This window comes from Methylophilus flavus, assembly GCF_042678905.1.
GTDB classification, from domain to species: Bacteria; Pseudomonadota; Gammaproteobacteria; order Burkholderiales; family Methylophilaceae; genus Methylophilus; species Methylophilus flavus.
Map to the genome: position 1 here is coordinate 282,832 of NZ_JBHTLN010000002.1, position 17,594 is coordinate 300,425.

Annotated in this window: 18 protein-coding genes and 1 other RNA gene; 15 read left to right on the top strand and 4 right to left on the bottom strand. The window is 53.2% G+C overall.

The window, feature by feature from the left end:
• Window positions 1-99: 99 nt before the first annotated feature.
• Genes ung through ACFQ2T_RS11365 form a run of 3 tightly spaced genes read right to left on the bottom strand, consistent with a single transcriptional unit; the run spans window position 100 to window position 1,480 of the window.
• Window positions 100-786, bottom strand: coding sequence for a uracil-DNA glycosylase (gene ung, locus ACFQ2T_RS11355; RefSeq protein WP_379034492.1), 687 nt, complete (start codon window positions 784-786; stop codon window positions 100-102).
• A 27-nt stretch (window positions 787-813) separates the two neighbouring features.
• Window positions 814-993, bottom strand: coding sequence for a hypothetical protein (locus tag ACFQ2T_RS11360; RefSeq protein WP_379034494.1), 180 nt, complete (start codon window positions 991-993; stop codon window positions 814-816).
• A gap of 4 nt (window positions 994-997) precedes the next feature.
• Complete coding sequence (locus tag ACFQ2T_RS11365; RefSeq protein ID WP_379034496.1) at window positions 998-1,480, bottom strand: nucleotidyl transferase AbiEii/AbiGii toxin family protein; 483 nt, start codon at window positions 1,478-1,480, stop codon at window positions 998-1,000.
• Window positions 1,481-1,548: 68 nt separating this feature from the next.
• Between ACFQ2T_RS11365 and rnpB the strand changes: the two genes are divergently transcribed.
• An RNA gene (rnpB, locus tag ACFQ2T_RS11370) (RNase P RNA component class A) lies at window positions 1,549-1,884 on the top strand.
• 21 nt (window positions 1,885-1,905) lie between these two features.
• On the opposite strand, the gene ACFQ2T_RS11375 is transcribed toward rnpB, so the two are convergent.
• On the bottom strand, window positions 1,906-2,283 hold the full coding sequence (locus ACFQ2T_RS11375; RefSeq protein WP_379034498.1) for a glutaredoxin family protein: 378 nt from the start codon (window positions 2,281-2,283) through the stop codon (window positions 1,906-1,908).
• Window positions 2,284-2,614: 331 nt separating this feature from the next.
• On the opposite strand from ACFQ2T_RS11375, the gene mraZ reads away from it, so the two are divergent.
• The 14 genes from mraZ to ACFQ2T_RS11445 are packed head-to-tail and all read left to right on the top strand — an operon-like array spanning window position 2,615 to window position 17,582.
• Window positions 2,615-3,061 (top strand): division/cell wall cluster transcriptional repressor MraZ, encoded by a 447-nt coding sequence (mraZ, locus tag ACFQ2T_RS11380; protein ID WP_379034500.1) that lies wholly within the window; start codon window positions 2,615-2,617, stop codon window positions 3,059-3,061.
• Entirely contained in the window at window positions 3,058-4,044 is a 987-nt protein-coding gene (gene rsmH, locus ACFQ2T_RS11385) for a 16S rRNA (cytosine(1402)-N(4))-methyltransferase RsmH (RefSeq protein WP_379034502.1), read from the top strand. The genes mraZ and rsmH overlap by 4 nt, the downstream gene beginning before the upstream one ends.
• 9 nt (window positions 4,045-4,053) lie before the next feature.
• Entirely contained in the window at window positions 4,054-4,365 is a 312-nt protein-coding gene (ftsL, locus tag ACFQ2T_RS11390; protein ID WP_379034504.1) for a cell division protein FtsL, read from the top strand.
• A gap of 22 nt (window positions 4,366-4,387) precedes the next feature.
• Entirely contained in the window at window positions 4,388-6,115 is a 1,728-nt protein-coding gene (locus tag ACFQ2T_RS11395; protein ID WP_379034506.1) for a peptidoglycan D,D-transpeptidase FtsI family protein, read from the top strand.
• Window positions 6,112-7,539 carry a UDP-N-acetylmuramoyl-L-alanyl-D-glutamate--2,6-diaminopimelate ligase gene (locus tag ACFQ2T_RS11400; protein WP_379034508.1) on the top strand — a complete coding sequence of 476 codons (1,428 nt, stop codon included), beginning with the start codon at window positions 6,112-6,114 and terminating at the stop codon, window positions 7,537-7,539. Before ACFQ2T_RS11395 ends, ACFQ2T_RS11400 begins: the two co-directional genes overlap by 4 nt.
• The gene (locus tag ACFQ2T_RS11405) at window positions 7,536-8,909 is read left to right on the top strand and encodes a UDP-N-acetylmuramoyl-tripeptide--D-alanyl-D-alanine ligase (protein WP_379034510.1); all 1,374 of its coding nucleotides are present in this window, start codon (window positions 7,536-7,538) and stop codon (window positions 8,907-8,909) included. Before ACFQ2T_RS11400 ends, ACFQ2T_RS11405 begins: the two co-directional genes overlap by 4 nt.
• Window positions 8,910-8,917: 8 nt before the next feature.
• Entirely contained in the window at window positions 8,918-10,021 is a 1,104-nt protein-coding gene (gene mraY / locus ACFQ2T_RS11410; protein WP_379034512.1) for a phospho-N-acetylmuramoyl-pentapeptide-transferase, read from the top strand.
• Between the two features lie 27 nt (window positions 10,022-10,048).
• Window positions 10,049-11,419, top strand: a complete 1,371-nt coding sequence (murD, locus tag ACFQ2T_RS11415; protein WP_379034514.1) for a UDP-N-acetylmuramoyl-L-alanine--D-glutamate ligase — start codon at window positions 10,049-10,051, stop codon at window positions 11,417-11,419.
• Window positions 11,404-12,570, top strand: coding sequence for a putative lipid II flippase FtsW (gene ftsW, locus ACFQ2T_RS11420; protein ID WP_379034516.1), 1,167 nt, complete (start codon window positions 11,404-11,406; stop codon window positions 12,568-12,570). Before murD ends, ftsW begins: the two co-directional genes overlap by 16 nt.
• Entirely contained in the window at window positions 12,567-13,667 is a 1,101-nt protein-coding gene (murG, locus tag ACFQ2T_RS11425) for an undecaprenyldiphospho-muramoylpentapeptide beta-N-acetylglucosaminyltransferase (protein ID WP_379034518.1), read from the top strand. The genes ftsW and murG overlap by 4 nt, the downstream gene beginning before the upstream one ends.
• Entirely contained in the window at window positions 13,664-15,058 is a 1,395-nt protein-coding gene (gene murC, locus ACFQ2T_RS11430) for a UDP-N-acetylmuramate--L-alanine ligase (RefSeq protein ID WP_379034520.1), read from the top strand. The genes murG and murC overlap by 4 nt, the downstream gene beginning before the upstream one ends.
• Entirely contained in the window at window positions 15,055-15,936 is an 882-nt protein-coding gene (gene murB, locus ACFQ2T_RS11435; RefSeq protein ID WP_379034521.1) for a UDP-N-acetylmuramate dehydrogenase, read from the top strand. Before murC ends, murB begins: the two co-directional genes overlap by 4 nt.
• 4 nt (window positions 15,937-15,940) lie before the next feature.
• On the top strand, window positions 15,941-16,858 hold the full coding sequence (locus tag ACFQ2T_RS11440; protein ID WP_379034523.1) for a D-alanine--D-alanine ligase: 918 nt from the start codon (window positions 15,941-15,943) through the stop codon (window positions 16,856-16,858).
• A gap of 19 nt (window positions 16,859-16,877) precedes the next feature.
• Complete coding sequence (locus ACFQ2T_RS11445) at window positions 16,878-17,582, top strand: cell division protein FtsQ/DivIB (protein WP_379034525.1); 705 nt, start codon at window positions 16,878-16,880, stop codon at window positions 17,580-17,582.
• Window positions 17,583-17,594: the final 12 nt, after the last annotated feature.

Sequence of the window (17,594 nt, forward strand, 5' to 3'; positions counted from 1 at the left end):
TTGCTTGTTCTCGCTAGCCTTTGAAAGTTACGTTCTAAAAAGCTAGTCTCCCGACTCTTGCTTAAACGGCGAACCACCGATCTCCAGGGTTTCTAGAGCCTAGAGTTGCCAGTTTATAGGTGCTTGCCCACGCGACAACAGGTAGTCATTGATCTGGGAAAATTGGCGGTTACCAAAGAAACCGCGATGTGCCGAGAGTGGGGATGGGTGCACTGATCTTAAAATCAAATGTTTATTGGGGTCTATCATGGCCCCTTTTTTTTGCGCATAACTTCCCCACAGCACAAACACCAATCCCTCGCGCTCTGCATTCAGGGCTGTGATCGCTGCATCGGTAAATTGCTCCCAGCCGCGGTTCTGGTGTGAGCCCGCAGTAGCCATCTGCACAGTCAGTGTGGCATTCAGTAGCAACACACCCTGATCTGCCCAGGGCGTTAAGTCGCCGTTGCCGCTCATGCGGATGCCAATGTCTGATTCTATTTCCTTGAAGATATTCATCAATGATGGTGGTAAGGCAACGCCTGCTTGCACCGAAAAACTCAGGCCATGCGCCTGCCCTGGTCCGTGATAAGGATCCTGCCCGATAATCACCGCGCGTACTTTGTCGAATGGGGTGTGGTTGAATGCATTGAAAATATAAGGGCCGGGCGGGTAAATCGTTTTACCCGTTGCTTTCTCCTGTTGCAAAAATGCTTTGAGCGATTGCATATAAGGCTTCTCAAACTCATCGCCTATATGGGTTTGCCAGGAAGGATGTAGCTGGCCGGATTTTTCTGGTGAGGTCATTTTGATCTGTATGGTAAAAGACTGCTTTTAAAGCACGGTTGCTCGATCTGTATGTTGATTTTCTCTGGCAACGGCAGCCTTGCGTAGAAACACCGCTATTTGTTCTACCCACGCCAGACGTTGTGCTGGCGTCAGTGCCCTGAACGCTGCCATGCGCTCATCGGTAAGGGAGTAAGTTCTGTCTTCTCGTTTGAATGAGCCTTGCACAGTACTAACCTTTCAAGCGTTTCAGATGATCAATGTCGCTTAAATCTATCGCTCTGCCTGCCGCTTGTTTGAGCGAGATCAGGTCATCGATAGAGGCTACTGAAATTTCAACATGATCAATCATGAAATGTGAGGCACGTTGCTGCATGTCAATAAAATCTACGGAAGGAAAAAGTAAGATATCAATGGTGACGCCTGCTACTTCGGGTGTGGTTAATGCAAAGGCCACAAGGTTTTTTTCTTGATGCCACTGTTTGAGCAGGGCAACATCGCGCAGGCTTTCCAGTGGAACCGGTAATACCGGTTTTAAACCTGATGATTGTGCCCAAGAAATCAGGTTTTCCTGATTGTCAGGGGTCATGGCGATTGTAATATCTATATCCATGGTGGCACGTTCTATGCCGTGCATGGAAATGGCTAATCCGCCAATCAGCACATATTGCACCTGATGCTGAGCGAGTTGTTTGAATAAATCCAGATAAAACATGCGTTTGAGTTTAATTCTTTAATGAATCCTCCGGCAAGTGTTTTTTGCTTCGTGTTAAACTGCCGCCTGAAGCCAACCAGACAGTCGCCGCTTAGCATTTGCTAGGGGGAGGAAAGTCCGGGCTGCACAGAGCGGGATGACGGCTAACGGCCGTACGCTGAAAGCTGGTAACAGTATAAGGTGAGGAATAGGGCCACAGAGACGAGCGTATTAAGTTACGGTGAAACGCGGTAACCTCCATCTGCAGCAATATCAAATAGGCTGGCATTTTACGCAAGTAATAAGGCGTGGCTCGCGCTGCCAGCGGGTAGATAGCTTGAGCGTGTGAGTAATTGCACGCCTAGATGAATGACTGTCGTCTACGCAAGTAGTCACAGAACCCGGCTTATCGGTTGGCTTTACTTTTCTTTTTTATTTTCAGCCTGTTATGTTTCAAGTTTGCTTTTACTGCTTTGCGCCTGGCTGTTTTGCCAATGCGCTAGTGCGGTAATGATGGTTTTCTCGTTGTATCCGCGCACGACTTCCCCATCCACCAGCAATACCGGCACCCCTTTTCCAGCCAGGCGCTGGTATTGGCTCCTGCCTTCTTCAGAGGTTTCGATATTGTATTCCTTATAAGGGATACGTTCCTTCTCGAGTAGTTTGCGGGTTTTTTCACAGTAAGGGCACCAGTCGGTGGCATACAGTGTGACCTTGCCTTGCCCAAAATCCGGTAGTGGAAACAGGTAGTAGTATAAAGAGCGCCATTCCATGGCCAATAAAATACCGGTGCCTATCAAGAAAAACTTCAATTTGCGTGACATAAGTGTGCGTGCAATCTTCGTTAAGCGCTGGATATTCGACCAGTTTTAATGCAAAAAATAGCATCAAAACTAACATTTTTTAATTATTCAATATTTTCAATGACATAGCTATTTTTATTAAACAACTTTGTTTGTTTAGTGCTGCAATATGTTGATTTAAATTGACTTGTTAAAATGCTGTAAGTCTTTGTCTTTAAAGAAAATTTTCCATGAAAGTGCTTGCCAAGCACTTTTAATTTATCTATAGTGTGCAAAAGGGTAGTTTTGTGTTGAATTGTGGGAAATTTACTCATAAACAAGCGCAAAGTGCAAAAAGGACAGTCAGGTAACCATGTTTCGCGGGGCAGTACAGTTAAGTTTGGATGCAAAAGGTCGGCTCAGTGTGCCCGCCAAGCACCGTGACGCCCTGACTGCGGGTGGGCAGGGTGAACTTGTGCTAACAGCACACCCGCACCGCTGCCTTATCCTGTATCCCCAGGCAGCCTGGGAGCCCATCGAAACCAAGCTGACCAGCTTGTCCAGTTTTAATCCTCAAATCAGTGGTATTCAACGCATGATTGTCGGCCAGGCCGATGTGATGCATCTCGATTCAGCCGGTCGCTTGCTGGTGAATGCAGTGCTGCGCAAATTCGCTCATCTGGATAAAGACGTGATGATGGTCGGCCAGGGTAGCCATTTTGAGCTCTGGGATGTCGCCGCCTGGGATGCGCAACTGGAAAAACTGATGTCCACTGATCAACTGCAGATCCCGCAAGAACTAGAGGGATTCTCACTATGATGACGGGCGCGAAGTCAGCGCCCGCGTCTTCGACGGAAACGTCTGTGTCGCCAGCCGCCAGCCACATTACGGTGTTATTGCATGAGGCTGTCGCTGCGCTCAATGTGCGTGCCGATGGTATTTATGTTGATGGTACTTTCGGGCGTGGCGGCCACAGCCGCCTGTTACTTTCCAAGTTGGGAGCCAAAGGCCGCCTGATTGCGCTGGATCGCGATCTGGCAGCGGTTGCGCATGCGCAAACCATTAACGATGCGCGCTTCAGTATTGCGCATGTGCATTTTTCCGGTATGACGGCGGTATTGGCTGAGCTGGGCATAGAAGCGGTTGACGGTATTTTGCTCGATCTGGGCATTTCGTCTCCGCAGATTGATGAAGGCGAGCGCGGCTTCAGTTTCCGTTTTGACGGACCACTGGATATGCGTATGGATCAGAGTCGTGGCAAAACTGCCGCCGAGTGGTTGGCGACTATTTCAGAGAAGCAATTGGGTGAGGTGATAAGGGATTATGGTGAAGAACGGTTTGCTAAGCAGGTTGCAAGGGCGATTGTTAAGGAGCGCGAAGATGGGCATGCCATCACCACTACGGGACAACTTGCCAAGATCGTGGCAGGCGCCATCCACAAGGTTGAGCCGGGCCAGAACCCTGCAACGCGCACATTTCAGGCTCTACGGATTTTCGTCAATCAAGAGCTTGAGGAACTCTCGCTAGTGTTGCCGGACTGTTTGCGCTTGCTGCGTCAGGGCGGCCGGTTGGCGGTGATCAGCTTTCACTCGCTGGAAGACCGCATCGTCAAGCGTTTTATCCAGTCAGAAACGGATAGGGATAATTTGCCTAGCGGCTTGCCGGTGCGCGCCAAGGACTTGCCACAGCCGCGTATGAATGCGATTGGCAAAGCCATTAAGCCAGGCAAGGCTGAGGTGTCTGCCAATGTGCGTTCGCGCAGTGCAGTGCTGCGCGTGGCTGAGCGTACTAGTGTTCAGTAGTCGTGGCAAATGATACGCCTGAACCTGATTTTATTTGCAGTCACCATCGCCATGGCATTGGGCGTAGTGACTGCGCAGTATAAGGCGCGCAAATTGTATTTTGAGCTGGACCGGCAGGAAATGCTGACCAAGCAATATATGACCGAGTATGACCAGTTGCAGATTGAGCAAAGTACCTGGGCCATGCATTCACGGCTGGAAGAGTTTGCCACCGCGCGTTTGCATATGCACAGCCCAAGCATGCAGCAGACGCAGGTCATTGTTGTAGATCTGCCAGCTGCGCCTGTCGTTGGGCCTGTTGTTGCGCCGGCAGCACCTTAAGCGGGGCGAGTGAATAAACGTCATGCTGCTTAAAGAGAGTCAACACAAACTGGTGAAGTTACCAGCCTGGCGCAGAAGAACGCTGCTGATATTGCTGTTGCTGAGTTTTGCCTTGTTGCTCGGTCGCGGGTTTTACCTGCAAACCCTGCATAAGGATTACCTGATTAAAAAAGGCGAAGCGTTTTCGCGTCGCAAAGTGGAACTGATGCCGCACCGAGGCAAGATTTATGACCGTAACTTCAAGCCATTGGCGATCAGCCTGCCGGTGGAGTCGTTATGGATGAACCCGACCGATGTGAATATTTCGGCGGTGCAGTTGAAACAAATGGCAAAGTTGCTGGAAATGCGGCCAAAAGAGCTGCAGCAAAAAGTGCAGCAAAAGAAAAAAGAATTTGTATATATCAAACGGAGAGTAGCGCCCGATGTGGCAAAACTGGTGATGGCGATGAAAGTGCCCGGCGTATTCAGTCAGAAAGAATACAAACGCTTCTACCCTGCGGCAGAAGTGGCGGCGCATATCGTCGGTTTCACGGGTGTAGACGATACCGGCGTGGAAGGCATGGAGCTTTTCCGCAACAGCGTGCTGTCAGGCACTTCCGGCAAGCGCGATTTCGTGCGTGACCGCAAAGGCCATGTGGTGGAAGACCTGGTTGCCATTAAATTGCCACACGATGGCCAGGACCTGGTGTTGAGCATAGACCGCACTGTGCAATATGTGGTACATCGCGAATTGCTACGCGCGGTAGAAAAGCACAAGGCCAAGGCGGGTGCGGCGGTGGTGCTGGATGCGAAAACCGGTGAAGTGCTGGCACTGGTGAATATTCCTACCTACAACCCTAATAATCCGGGCAATGTCGCAAGCAAGCTGCGCAACTCAGCCATCGTCAATATTTTTGAGCCAGGCTCTACCATGAAGCCGGTGACTGCCGCTGCTGCCATGGAGTTCGGCCCTTATCAGCCGGATACCAAGATCCAGACTGCGCCTGGTTATCTGCGCGTAGGTACTGCCACTATTCATGATGCGCACCCTAACCAGATGTTGAGCGTGTCACAGATTATCCAGAAATCCTCCAATGTAGGCTCCGCCAAAATGGCACTGGAGCTCAACCGCGAACAATTGTGGAATACCTATATCCAGTTAGGGTTTGGCTCACCGACAAAAATCGGTTTCCCAGGTGAAGCCTCCGGCAAAGTGCGCGACTACAAAACCTGGCGTCCGATCGAACAGGCGACCATGTCTTATGGTCACGGCATCAGCGTGACGCTATTGCAACTGGCCCGTGCCTATACCGTATTCGCTAACGAAGGCGAATTGATGCCGGTGACGCTGACCAAATTGCCTGAGCCGCCAGTAGGCCGCCAGGTGTTTTCTGCCAAGGTCGCCAATGCCGTGAAAGATATGCTGGAACTGGTAGTACAGCCGGGCGGTACAGCCCTGAAAGCACAAGTCACCGGCTACCGCGTCGGCGGCAAAACCGGCACCGCGCACAAGCTGGGTCCACATGGTTATGAACATGACAAATATGTCGGTTCGTTTGTGGGTATGGTGCCTGCGTCGAATCCGCGCCTGATCATGGCGGTCATGATAGATGAGCCTAACAATGGCGAATATTATGGCGGCAGTGTTGCTGCGCCTGTGTTTAGCGCTGTGATGAATGATGTTTTGCGCATGCTGGCGATTCCCCAGGATGGTAACGCAGTGCCTTTGGCCACTCCTGCAGAAGCAGCTGCAGTACCGGAGGCGATGTGAGTAAATACATTATTCCAGCGCCGGTACACGGGATTACGGCAGATAGCCGCCAGGTGGAGAAGCATGGCCTGTTCCTGGCTTATCCGGGGCAGCATGGCGACGGCCGTGACTATATCGCTGACGCGATTAACAAAGGTGCCAATACCGTGATTTGGGATAACCAGGCGTTTGACTGGAATCCTGAGTGGACAGTGCACAATATTGCTATTCCTGACCTGAAATACCAGGTAGGCCATATTGCCAGCCAATTCTATAAAGACCCATCCGAGCAGTTGTGGTGCATAGGTGTCACCGGCACCAACGGCAAAACCACGGTCACCCATTGGCTGGCGCAAGCTTACCGTTTCCTGCAACAAAAGTCAGCGGTGATAGGCACCCTGGGCAATGGCACGCTGGATGATTTGCAGCCTACCCAAAATACCACGCCTGGCCCGGTGGAAGTACAGAAAATCCTTGCCAATTTCCTGCTGGAGAATGTGCAGATGGTGGCGATGGAAGTTTCTTCGCATGGCCTGGATCAGGGGCGTGTGAATGGCGTGTCGTTTGACGTAGCCGTATTCACCAACATGACACGGGATCATCTGGATTATCACCTGACCATGGAGGCCTACCAGGAGGCCAAGCAAAAACTGTTTGACTGGCAAACCCTCAGAGCCGCTGTGATCAATGCGGATGATGCGTTTGGCGTCACGCTGATTGACCGTTTGCGCCATGAAGGCAAACAGGTGCTGAGTTATGGCATGCATGAAGCAGATGTCTGCGCCACGGCGGTGACCATGCATGCGACCGGATTTGAAGTCCAGGTGCGTACACCGCACGGCAATGGTGTGGTGCAATTGCATGCACTGGGACAGTTTAATGTCTATAACGTCTTGGCGGTGCTGGCAAGTTTGCTGGCCAATGACGTCGCTTTGCCTGCAGCCTTGCAGGCAGTATCCGGCCTGGTGCCGGTGGCTGGCCGTATGCAGATGTTTGGCGGCGGAGATTTGCCTTTGGTGGTGGTCGATTATGCGCATACGCCAGATGCACTGGAAAAAGCGCTGGATACCCTGCGTGTACAGGCACGCGGAAAATTGAGCTGCGTATTTGGCTGCGGCGGTGACCGCGATAGCGGTAAGCGTAGTGAAATGGGCCGTATTGCGGGCGTGCTGGCAGATAGTGTGATTGTCACTAACGACAATCCGCGCAGTGAAAATCCTTACGCCATTATTGCCGCGATTTCCGAAGGCCTGACCCGTGAATTCACCATGGAAACTGACCGTGCCAAAGCGATTGCGCTGGCAGTGTCGCGTGCCAACAAAGGCGATGTCGTGCTGGTGGCTGGCAAAGGTCATGAGGATTACCAGGAGATCCAGGGCATACGCTATCCGTTCAGCGATGCCGAGTGGGTGCTGAATGCGCTGAAAAAGAGGGCGCAAGCATGATGTCATTGCACACCATCGCAGCAGTATTGCAAGGCACTTTACATGCCGAAGGGCTTAGTGCGGATATCGAAGTGACCTCAGTCGATACTGATAGCCGCCGGGCGCAGCCAGGCCAGCTGTTTGTTGCATTGCCGGGCGAAAAGTTTGATGGGCACAATTTCCTGCCACAGGTGACTGCACTCGGCGCATCTGCCGCACTGGTTTCACACCCGGTGAAAGCAGAACTACCTGTGGTCGAAGTCAAGGACACGCGTCTGGCCATGGGTGAGCTGGCTGCTTACTGGCGTAAGCATCTGCGCACGCCTTTAATTGCGGTGACCGGCAGCAATGGCAAGACGACTACCAAAGAAATGATTGCCGCCATTATGCAACTGCATGTAGGCGGGGCTGATAAAGTGCTGGCGACCGCTGGCAACTTTAATAACGATATCGGCATGCCATTGACCCTGTTGCGCCTGCGTCCCTTCCACAGGAGTGCCGTGATCGAGATGGGCATGAACCACCTGGGTGAAATTGACTACCTGACACGCATTGCACAGCCGAATGTCGCGGTCATCAACAATGCTGGCACCGCGCACATTGGTGAACTGGGCTCGCGTGAGAACATCGCCAAAGCCAAGGGTGAGATTTTTGCTGGACTGGCCGACGATGGTATTGCGGTGATCAATGCCGACAGTGAGTTTGCCAGCTATTGGCGCGGCCTGAATGCTTCACGCCGCGTGCTGACGTTTGGCGTGCATGCTCAAGCGGATGTCCGCGCTGAAGCATTAGCCAATGATGCCTTTGAGCTGCATTACCAGAATGCATCAGTCACGCTGACACTGGCTGTGCCAGGTGCACATAACATGATGAATGCACTGGCTGCCGCTGCTGCCAGCCTGGCCGCCGGGGCAACATTAGATGAAGTTGCACAGGGCCTGCAAGGCTTTGGTGGTGTCAAAGGCCGTTTGCAACAGAAAACCGCAAGCAACGGTGCCAAAGTGATTGATGACACCTATAACGCCAATCCGGATTCAATGAAAGCGGCACTTGATGTGTTGCGCAACTACGAACATCGTACCGTGTTTGTCATGGGCGATATGGGTGAACTGGGCGATGACGCCGAAGCCATGCATGCCGAGATAGGTAGCTATGCCAAAGACAGTGGTGTGGATGCCCTATACACACTGGGGGCATACACAAAAGCAGCCGTCAGCGCATTTGGCAGCCAGGCGCAGCATTTCGACGCCATCGAAAAATTAATTGCCGCATTACAGGCAAACACATCCGCAGAAGACATCGTACTGGTGAAAGGCTCACGTTTCATGCAAATGGAACGGGTGGTCAATGCGCTGGTGGAAACACAAGCCGCCGAACTGGTGGGGAAATAGGGAAGCTTATGTTATTGGAATTGGCCAAATGGTTGTCGTCGGATGTACGTGGATTCCATGTATTTGATTACATCACACTGCGCGCAGTGCTGGCGACGCTGACTGCACTGGCGATCTCTTTCCTGGTCGGGCCAGCCATGATCCGTAAACTGACTCAATACAAGGTAGGCCAGTCCGTGCGCGATGATGGTCCGAAAACACACCTGGTGAAAGCCGGCACACCGACCATGGGTGGCGCGTTGATCCTGGTGGCGATCGCGATTTCTACCCTGTTATGGGGCAATCTGCATAACCGTTTTATCTGGGTGGTGTTGATCACAACCCTGGGTTTCGGCGCTGTTGGCTGGGTCGATGACTATCGTAAAGTGGTTTACAAAAATCCTAAAGGCTTGTCTGCCAAAGAGAAATATTTCTGGCAAAGCCTGATCGGCTTTGGCGTGGCAGCATTTTTATACGCAACCTCCACCACGCCGGTTGAGACCACCCTGATTGTGCCGTTTTTCAAACATCTGGCACTGCCATTAGGTGCGGTGGGTTTCATCGTACTCACTTATCTGGTGATTGTCGGTAGCAGCAATGCCGTCAACCTGACCGATGGCCTGGATGGTCTGGCGATTTTACCGACCGTGATGGTCGCTGCCGCGCTGGCGCTGTTTTCATATGTAGCCGGCCACATCGTATTCGCCAAATACCTGGGTATTCCTTATGTGGAAGGTGCCAGTGAACTGATGGTGTTCTGTGCCGCGATGGCGGGAGCCGGTTTGGGTTTCCTGTGGTTTAACGCCTATCCGGCAGAAGTATTTATGGGTGATGTCGGTGCGCTGGCACTCGGTGCGGCGTTGGGCGTGGTGGCCGTAGTGGTGCGCCAGGAAATCGTGCTGTTCATTATGGGCGGCGTGTTCGTGGTCGAGACTTTTTCGGTCGCGGCACAGGTGCTGTATTTCAAATACACCAAAAGAATGACCGGTACCGGCAAGCGCATTTTCCTGATGGCGCCTTTGCACCATCACTATGAACAAAAAGGCTGGAAAGAGACACAGGTCGTAGTACGTTTCTGGATCATCACCATGATGCTGGTACTGGTGGGTTTATCCACTTTGAAACTGAGATAACAAGGCAATTCTTTCGAGCATAAGCACATGAAAAAGCAATTTGAAAAGCAACGCGTTGGAGTGATAGGACTGGGTGACACCGGTTTCTCTGCCTTGCGCTGGCTGCGTCAAATGGGTGCTGAAGTGGTGATGTTTGACTCGCGCCTGCATCCGCCAGGCCAGGACCGCTTGCTGGAGGAATTCCCTAACGTGGAATGCCATCTGGGTGCATTCAATGCGTCATTGCTATCCAGCATGGATACCATCGTCACCAGCCCAGGTGTTTCGTTGAAAGAACCGGTATTGCAGCAGCTGATCGCGCAAGGCAAGAGCGTGATCGGCGATATCGAGTTGTTTGCACGCTTTCGCGCGCCATATGCCAAAGTGATTGCGATTACCGGCTCTAACGGCAAAACCACGGTCACCACCCTGGTTGGTGAAATCTGCAAACAGGCCGGGCTGAATACCATCGTTGCAGGCAATATTGGCGTGCCGGTGCTGGATACCCTGCAGATGACTGCGCCTGATGTCTATGTGCTGGAGCTGTCCAGTTTTCAACTGGAAGCCACCCATCATCTGGTGGTAGATGCTGCCACAGTACTTAATCTTTCTGAAGACCACATGGACAGGTATTCCGGCATGGATGATTACGCGCAATCCAAGGCGCGTATCTACCAGCATGCCCGTATCGCCATTGTGAACCGCGATGACCCTGCCAGTGCCGCATTGGCAGGCCAGTTGCCGCAGGTGTCGTTTGGTGTGAACCCCGCACCTACCATTAACGATTACGGCTTGAATGACCTCGGCTGGTTGTGCGCCGGGCACAGGCACTATATCGAAGCGGATAGTCTGCATATCCGCGGCAAACATAATATTGCCAATGCGCTTGCAGCGATTGCATTAACCCAGGCCATAGGCGTAGACAAGGTATCTATCCTGCATACCGTGCAGTCTTTTGCCGGTTTGCCACACCGCGTCGAATGGGTAGCCAATATCGAAGAAATCGATTTTTATGATGACTCCAAAGGCACCAACGTCGGTGCGACTACGGCTGCCATCAGCGGCATGCTCAAACAGGGCAAACCGCAGAAAGTGGTGTTGATCGCCGGAGGTGATGGCAAAGGCCAGGATTTCAATCCCTTGAGAGAAGCGGTTGTTAAACACGCACGCGCAGTAGTGCTGATAGGGCGTGATGGGCCAAAAATCCAGCAGGTACTGCAAAACGTGCAGGTGCCGGTGGTGGATGCTGTGGACCTGACTGCAGCAGTGCATATCGCCAAAACGCTGGCAGAAGCCGGGGATGCGGTCCTGCTGTCGCCTGCTTGCGCCAGTTTCGATATGTTCAGGAACTACGAGCACCGGGCACAGGTATTTGTTGAAGCCGTCAAAGCCATGGAGGCCGCATGCTTGGTCCGCTGATGATGACACGCGAGCGCTATAACTCACCCAGCTACGATATGTCGCTGCTGTGGGTAGTGCTGTCATTGCTGGCATTTGGCATGGTCATGGTCTATTCCGCCTCGATCGCCTATGCAGATTCTAGCAAGATGTTCGGGCATAACAGCACTTATTTCCTGATGCGCCAGGCGCTGTATATCGCGGTAGGGCTGGTGGCCGCCGTGGTCGTGTTCCAGGTGCCTATGGCCTGGTGGCAAAAGATGTCGCCTTACCTGTTTGTGTTTGGCATTGTGCTGCTGGTGCTGGTGCTGATCCCCGGCATAGGCAAAGTGGTCAATGGCAGCCGCCGCTGGATTTCATTACTGGTCATGAACCTGCAACCTTCCGAATTGATGAAGCTGTTTATTGCCATGTATGCCTCTGATTACGCAGTGCGCAAAGCCAGCAGCATGCACAGTTTCACCAAAGGTTTTTTGCCTATGTTGGGCGTGATGGTGTTTGTCGGTGTGCTGCTGTTGCGCGAGCCTGATTTCGGCGCCTTTGCCGTGACCGCTTCGATTGCCTTCTCCATCATGTGGCTGGGTGGTGTGCATATCAAGATATTCCTGGCCATGCTCGCTGCGTTACCGCTGGCAGTGGTCGGGTTGGTGGTGATGGAACCCTACCGCCTGGAGCGCATGAAAGGCTTCCTGAATCCGTTTGATGACCCGTTTGATACCGGCTACCAGTTATCCCATGCCTTGATTGCTTTTGGCCGTGGCGAGTTTTGGGGCGTAGGCCTGGGCGGCAGTGTGGAAAAACTGCTGTATTTGCCGGAAGCGCATACGGATTTCCTGCTGGCAGTGGTTGCTGAAGAATTAGGCTATGTCGGCGTCATGGTCGTGGTTTTGCTGTTTGCCTGGGTGGTGATCCGCGCTTTCAGCATCGCCAAGGAAGCCGTTGCGAACGAGCGCTATTACGCTGCATTGCTGGCGCAAGGCATAGGTGTCTGGATGGGCGTGCAAGGCTTTATCAATATGGGCGTGAACATGGGTTTGCTCCCGACCAAGGGTTTAACGTTGCCACTGTTGTCGTACGGTGGTAGCGGTATTCTGGCCAATTGCATCGCCATGGCGGTGTTGCTGCGTATTGACTTCGAGAATAGACGTTTGCAGAAAGGCTTGCAAACATGAGTCAGCAGAGCACATTAATGGTGATGGCTGGCGGCACTGGCGGCCACGTGTATCCGGCAATTGCGGTGGCAGATGCATTGCATGCGCAAGGCTGGAAAATTGTCTGGCTGGCGACCGAAGGCGGCATGGAAAATCGCCTGATTGCCAATAAGCCTTATGCCAAAGCCATGATGACCATGCAGGGCGTGCGCGGCAAAGGTCTTCTAGGCTGGCTGACATTGCCTGTGAAACTGGTGCGTGCGTTTAGTCAGGCCAGGCAGGCGATTAAACAGCATCAGCCTGACGTGGTGCTGGGCATGGGCGGCTTTGCAGCTTTCCCGGGTGGGGTGATGGCGAAACTGGCAGGTGTGCCGCTGGTCATCCATGAGCAGAATTCTGTCGCGGGATTAACCAATAAATCACTGGCAACAATTGCCAACCGTGTCTTGACCGGTTTCCCGCAAGCGCTAGGTAGCAAAGGCGAGATGGTCGGTAATCCGGTACGTGAAGACATTACTACTTTGCCTGTTCCGGAAGCGCGCTTTAAAGAACATCAAGGCGAGTTACGCATCCTGGTGGTAGGTGGCAGCCTGGGCGCAGCCGCATTGAATACGCAGTTGCCCAAGGCTTTCGCGTTACTACCAGAAAATGCACGGCCGCAGGTCATTCACCAGGCAGGTGAAAAGCATATTGAGGCACTTAAACAGGCCTATGCAGACGCTGGTGTGGCGGCCGATTGTCGCGCGTTTATCCAGGACATGGCACAGGTGTATGCCTGGGCTGACCTGGTAATTTGCCGTGCGGGCGCACTGACTGTGGCTGAACTGGCGAATGTCGGCGCTGCCAGCATACTGGTCCCGTTCCCATTTGCGGTGGATGACCACCAGACCACCAATGCTGCTTACCTGCAACAGGCGGGCGCCGCATTGCTGATCCAGCAAAGGGATCTGGATGTAGCCGAGTTGGCCGATATTTTGAAAACACTGGACCGTATCACCTGCCTGGCGATGGCACAAAAAGCACGGGCACTGGCCAGACCGGATGCAACACGCCAGGTAGCAGACATTTGCCGGCAACTGGCAGCAGCCAATACACATATGAAACAAAGTTCGCTATGAAACATAAAGTCAAAAAAATTCATTTTGTCGGTATAGGCGGTTCAGGCATGAGCGGCATTGCCGAGGTATTGCTGAATCTTGGCTTTGAAATCAGCGGCTCTGATCTTGCCAGCAACGTGACCACCAGGCGTCTGCAGGGTTTTGGTGCCACCGTGTACCAGGGCCATGCGACCGAGCATCTGGGCGATGCTGATGTGGTGGTGGTCTCCAGTGCTATCAATGAAGAGAACCCGGAAATTATTGCTGCCCGCGCACGCAAGGTGGCGGTGATTCCACGTGCATTGATGCTGGCAGAGCTGATGCGCTTCAAGCAGGGCATCGCCGTCGCCGGTACGCATGGCAAAACCACCACCACCAGCCTGATTGCCAGCATCCTGGCCGAAGCGGATATGGACCCGACTTTTGTGATTGGCGGCAAACTGGAAGCGGCCAGTGCCAATGCCAGACTGGGCACCGGCGAATGGATAGTGGTCGAAGCCGATGAGTCTGATGCTTCCTTCCTGCACCTCAACCCGGTGCTGGCAGTGGTCACCAATATTGACCAGGACCACATGGATACTTATGAGCACAGCTTTGACAAACTGAAAACAGCCTTCGTTGAATTTTTGCAGCAGATTCCGTTCTGGGGCATGGCGGTGATGTGCATTGATGATGCCAATGTCCGCGAAATACTCCCGCGTGTGACACGGCCGGTGACTACTTACGGTACACATGAAGAAGCCAGCATCCGCGCCGAGAATATTGTCGCCGATGGTGGAAAAATGCATTTCACGCTGATCCGTAAGAATGGCACCACGGTACGCAATGAAGTCACGCTTAACCTGCCAGGGCACCACTATGTGCTGAATGCGCTGGCTGCGATTGCGATTGCCACTGAATTGAATGTGCCGGATGCCGCCATCCTGAAAGCGCTGGCCGAGTTCAGGGGTGTAGGCCGCAGGTTTGAGCGTTACGGTGAAATCCCGGTGGCCGATGGCCATGCGACTTTGATTGATGATTATGGTCACCATCCGGTTGAAATGCAGGCAGTGATTGCAGCCGCACGCGGTGCGTTTCCGGGGCGTCGACTGGTGCTGGCGTTCCAGCCGCATCGCTATACCCGCACCCGTGACTGCTTCGAGGATTTCGTCAAGGTGTTGTCAACCGTCGATACGCTGCTGCTGACAGAAGTGTATTCGGCTGGCGAAGCGCCAATAGTCGCGGCAGATACCCGCAGCCTGATCCGGGCCATCCGCGTCAACGGCAAGGTAGAGCCACGGTTTGTAGAAACGACGGATGAATTGCCAGCCAGCATCCTGGACAGCGTACAAGCAGGAGATGTGGTGGTCGTGATGGGTGCTGGCAATATCGGTAACGTCGCCGCCAAGACGCGGGAGCTGGCGACAGCATGAGCGCAACAACCTTACAGGTACTGCAGCACGAACCGCTCACCCGCTACACCAGCTGGCGTGTGGGGGGTGAGGCCGATCAACTGGTGCTGGCAGATAACGTAGAGCAGTTGCAACAGTTTTTGCAACAGTTGCCGGCAAATGAGCCGCTGACTTTCATCGGCTTGGGCAGCAACCTGCTGGTACGTGATGGGGGTGTGCGTGGCACGGTAGTGGTGATGCACCAGGCCTTGCAGCAACTGGAAATGCAAGGCGAACGCGTGTATGCCGACGCCGGTGTGACCTGCGCCAAGCTGGCACGTTTCGCTGCGAGTAATAACCGCGCAGGCGCTGAATTTATGGCTGGCATTCCCGGCACAGTCGGCGGTGCACTGGCGATGAACGCCGGTTGCTATGGTGGCGAAACCTGGCAATGGGTGGATCAGGTGAAAACCATACACCGTAATGGTGCTGTGCAGGTGCGCGACCGGGCAGAGTATCAGCCTGTATACCGGCACGTGACGCACCCGGTAGCAGATGAGTGGTTTCTGGGTGGATGGTTTGCCATCCCTCAAGGGGATGGTAAAGCCTCCGCAGAACAGATTAAGCAATTGCTGGCAAAACGCCTGGCCAGCCAGCCATTGAACATGCCGAGTGCAGGTTCCACTTTCCGCAATCCGGAAGGCGATTTTGCGGCGAGATTAATTGAAGCTTCAGGCTTGAAGGGCACCACCATAGGCGGTGCACAGGTTTCAGAAAAACATGCCAACTTTATTGTGAATCTGGGCCATGCGAGTGCGGCAGATATTGAAGCGCTGATTGCACGTGTGAAAGCTACCGTCCAGGAAAAACAGGGCGTGGAATTGATACAGGAAGTGAAAGTCATTGGGGAAAGTGTTTAAGAACATGAGTGCAACACAGCAAGATTTTGGCAAGGTAGCGGTGTTATTCGGTGGCCGTTCCGGCGAGCGTGAAGTGTCGATCAAAAGCGGCTCGGCAGTGCTGGCAGCCTTGTTGCGCCAGGGCGTGGATGCACATGCATTTGACCCGGCGACCCAGGAACTGTCTGAGCTGAAAGCCTATGACCGTGCTTTTATCGCTTTGCATGGCCGCTATGGTGAAGACGGCACTATCCAGGGCGCACTGGAACTGATGGATATTCCTTACACCGGTAGTGGCGTGATGGCGTCTGCACTAGGTATGGATAAATGGCGCACCAAGCTGTTATGGACAGCCGCGGGTGTAGTGACGCCTGACTATGTGTTGATGGATGACGCCACTGCTACAGATAAGGTAGTTGCAAAACTGGGCCTGCCACTGTTTGTGAAACCGGCCAACGAAGGTTCCAGCATAGGGGTCAGTAAGGTCAAGCAGGCAGGCGATCTGGCTGAAGCGTACACGCTGGCTAAAGCCTCTGACCCGCTGGTGATTGCCGAGCAATTTGTTGGCGGCGGCGAATACACGGTCGGTATTCTGGGCGATACCGCACTACCAGTGATACACATAGTACCGAAAAACGAATACTACGATTACGAAGCCAAATACCTGCGTGACGATACCGAATACCGTTGCCCGAGTGGCTTATCTACCACGCAGGAACAACAGATACAGGCAGAAGCCCTGCAGGCATTCAGGGTGCTGGGTTGCAGTGGCTGGGGCCGGGTGGACTTTCTGATGGATGACGCTGGCAAACATTACTTTCTTGAAGTGAATACCAGCCCGGGCATGACTGACCACAGTCTGGTGCCTATGGCGGCCAAGGCTGCCGGACTGGATTTTGATGCGCTGGTCGTGCGTATTTTGCAACAGACATTGAAGGCATAAAACGGGAACTGGATAAACGATGTGGCATAGACCGACATTGCTGAACTGGACTGCCAACCTGCTGTTTTCACTGGCAGTGGTGCTGATGCTGTACGCCTTGCTGTTTGTGGTGCTGCATCTGCCTATCTTCCCGGTCAAGCACGTGCAGGTAGAAGGCAACCTGGATCATGTCAACCATGAACAGATCCAGCTGATTGTCAGCAAGTATTTAAAAGGTAATTTTTATACGCTGGATTTACAGCGCACACGTACTGCCTTCGAGAAGCTGCCATGGGCGCGCAAGGTCAGTGTGCGCCGCCAGTGGCCGGATACGATAGTGGTACAGATTGAAGAGCATCAGGCACTGGGCCGCTGGGGTGGCGTGGCTTTGGTCAATCGGCACGGCGAGTTGTTCCAGGCCGCTTCTGATGAGCAGTTACCGGTGTTTTATGGCCCGGGCGATGCGGTGAAAGAACTGGCGCAAGGCTATGCCAGTTTTGCGCAGACTTTGTCGGTGACACAGTTGCAGATTCAGCAGTTGAGTTTGTCCTCCCGTCGCGCATGGGAGATCAAAACCGTGGATAAAAGACTAATGATGCTGGGCCGTGAAGCTGCCAAGCAACGATTACAACAGTTTGTGGCCGCTTATAGCCAACAGCCAGCCATCGCTGAAAGTGACTGGCGGTATGCAGATTTACGCTATCCGAATGGCTTTGCATTACGTATGCCACGTAATGGCGCTTAAGGGATGGCCGGA

Coding starts and splice junctions, on each gene's coding strand:
- ACFQ2T_RS11445 (WP_379034525.1), top strand. CDS start 16,878: ATGTGGCATAGACCGACATTGCTGAACTGGACTGCCAACCTGCTGTTT.
- ftsL (WP_379034504.1), top strand. CDS start 4,054: ATGATACGCCTGAACCTGATTTTATTTGCAGTCACCATCGCCATGGCA.
- murB (WP_379034521.1), top strand. CDS start 15,055: ATGAGCGCAACAACCTTACAGGTACTGCAGCACGAACCGCTCACCCGC.
- murG (WP_379034518.1), top strand. CDS start 12,567: ATGAGTCAGCAGAGCACATTAATGGTGATGGCTGGCGGCACTGGCGGC.
- mraZ (WP_379034500.1), top strand. CDS start 2,615: ATGTTTCGCGGGGCAGTACAGTTAAGTTTGGATGCAAAAGGTCGGCTC.
- ACFQ2T_RS11395 (WP_379034506.1), top strand. CDS start 4,388: ATGCTGCTTAAAGAGAGTCAACACAAACTGGTGAAGTTACCAGCCTGG.
- murD (WP_379034514.1), top strand. CDS start 10,049: ATGAAAAAGCAATTTGAAAAGCAACGCGTTGGAGTGATAGGACTGGGT.
- rsmH (WP_379034502.1), top strand. CDS start 3,058: ATGATGACGGGCGCGAAGTCAGCGCCCGCGTCTTCGACGGAAACGTCT.
- ftsW (WP_379034516.1), top strand. CDS start 11,404: ATGCTTGGTCCGCTGATGATGACACGCGAGCGCTATAACTCACCCAGC.
- ACFQ2T_RS11405 (WP_379034510.1), top strand. CDS start 7,536: ATGATGTCATTGCACACCATCGCAGCAGTATTGCAAGGCACTTTACAT.
- ung (WP_379034492.1), bottom strand. CDS start 786: ATGACCTCACCAGAAAAATCCGGCCAGCTACATCCTTCCTGGCAAACC.
- ACFQ2T_RS11375 (WP_379034498.1), bottom strand. CDS start 2,283: ATGTCACGCAAATTGAAGTTTTTCTTGATAGGCACCGGTATTTTATTG.
- murC (WP_379034520.1), top strand. CDS start 13,664: ATGAAACATAAAGTCAAAAAAATTCATTTTGTCGGTATAGGCGGTTCA.
- mraY (WP_379034512.1), top strand. CDS start 8,918: ATGTTATTGGAATTGGCCAAATGGTTGTCGTCGGATGTACGTGGATTC.
- ACFQ2T_RS11365 (WP_379034496.1), bottom strand. CDS start 1,480: ATGTTTTATCTGGATTTATTCAAACAACTCGCTCAGCATCAGGTGCAA.
- ACFQ2T_RS11440 (WP_379034523.1), top strand. CDS start 15,941: ATGAGTGCAACACAGCAAGATTTTGGCAAGGTAGCGGTGTTATTCGGT.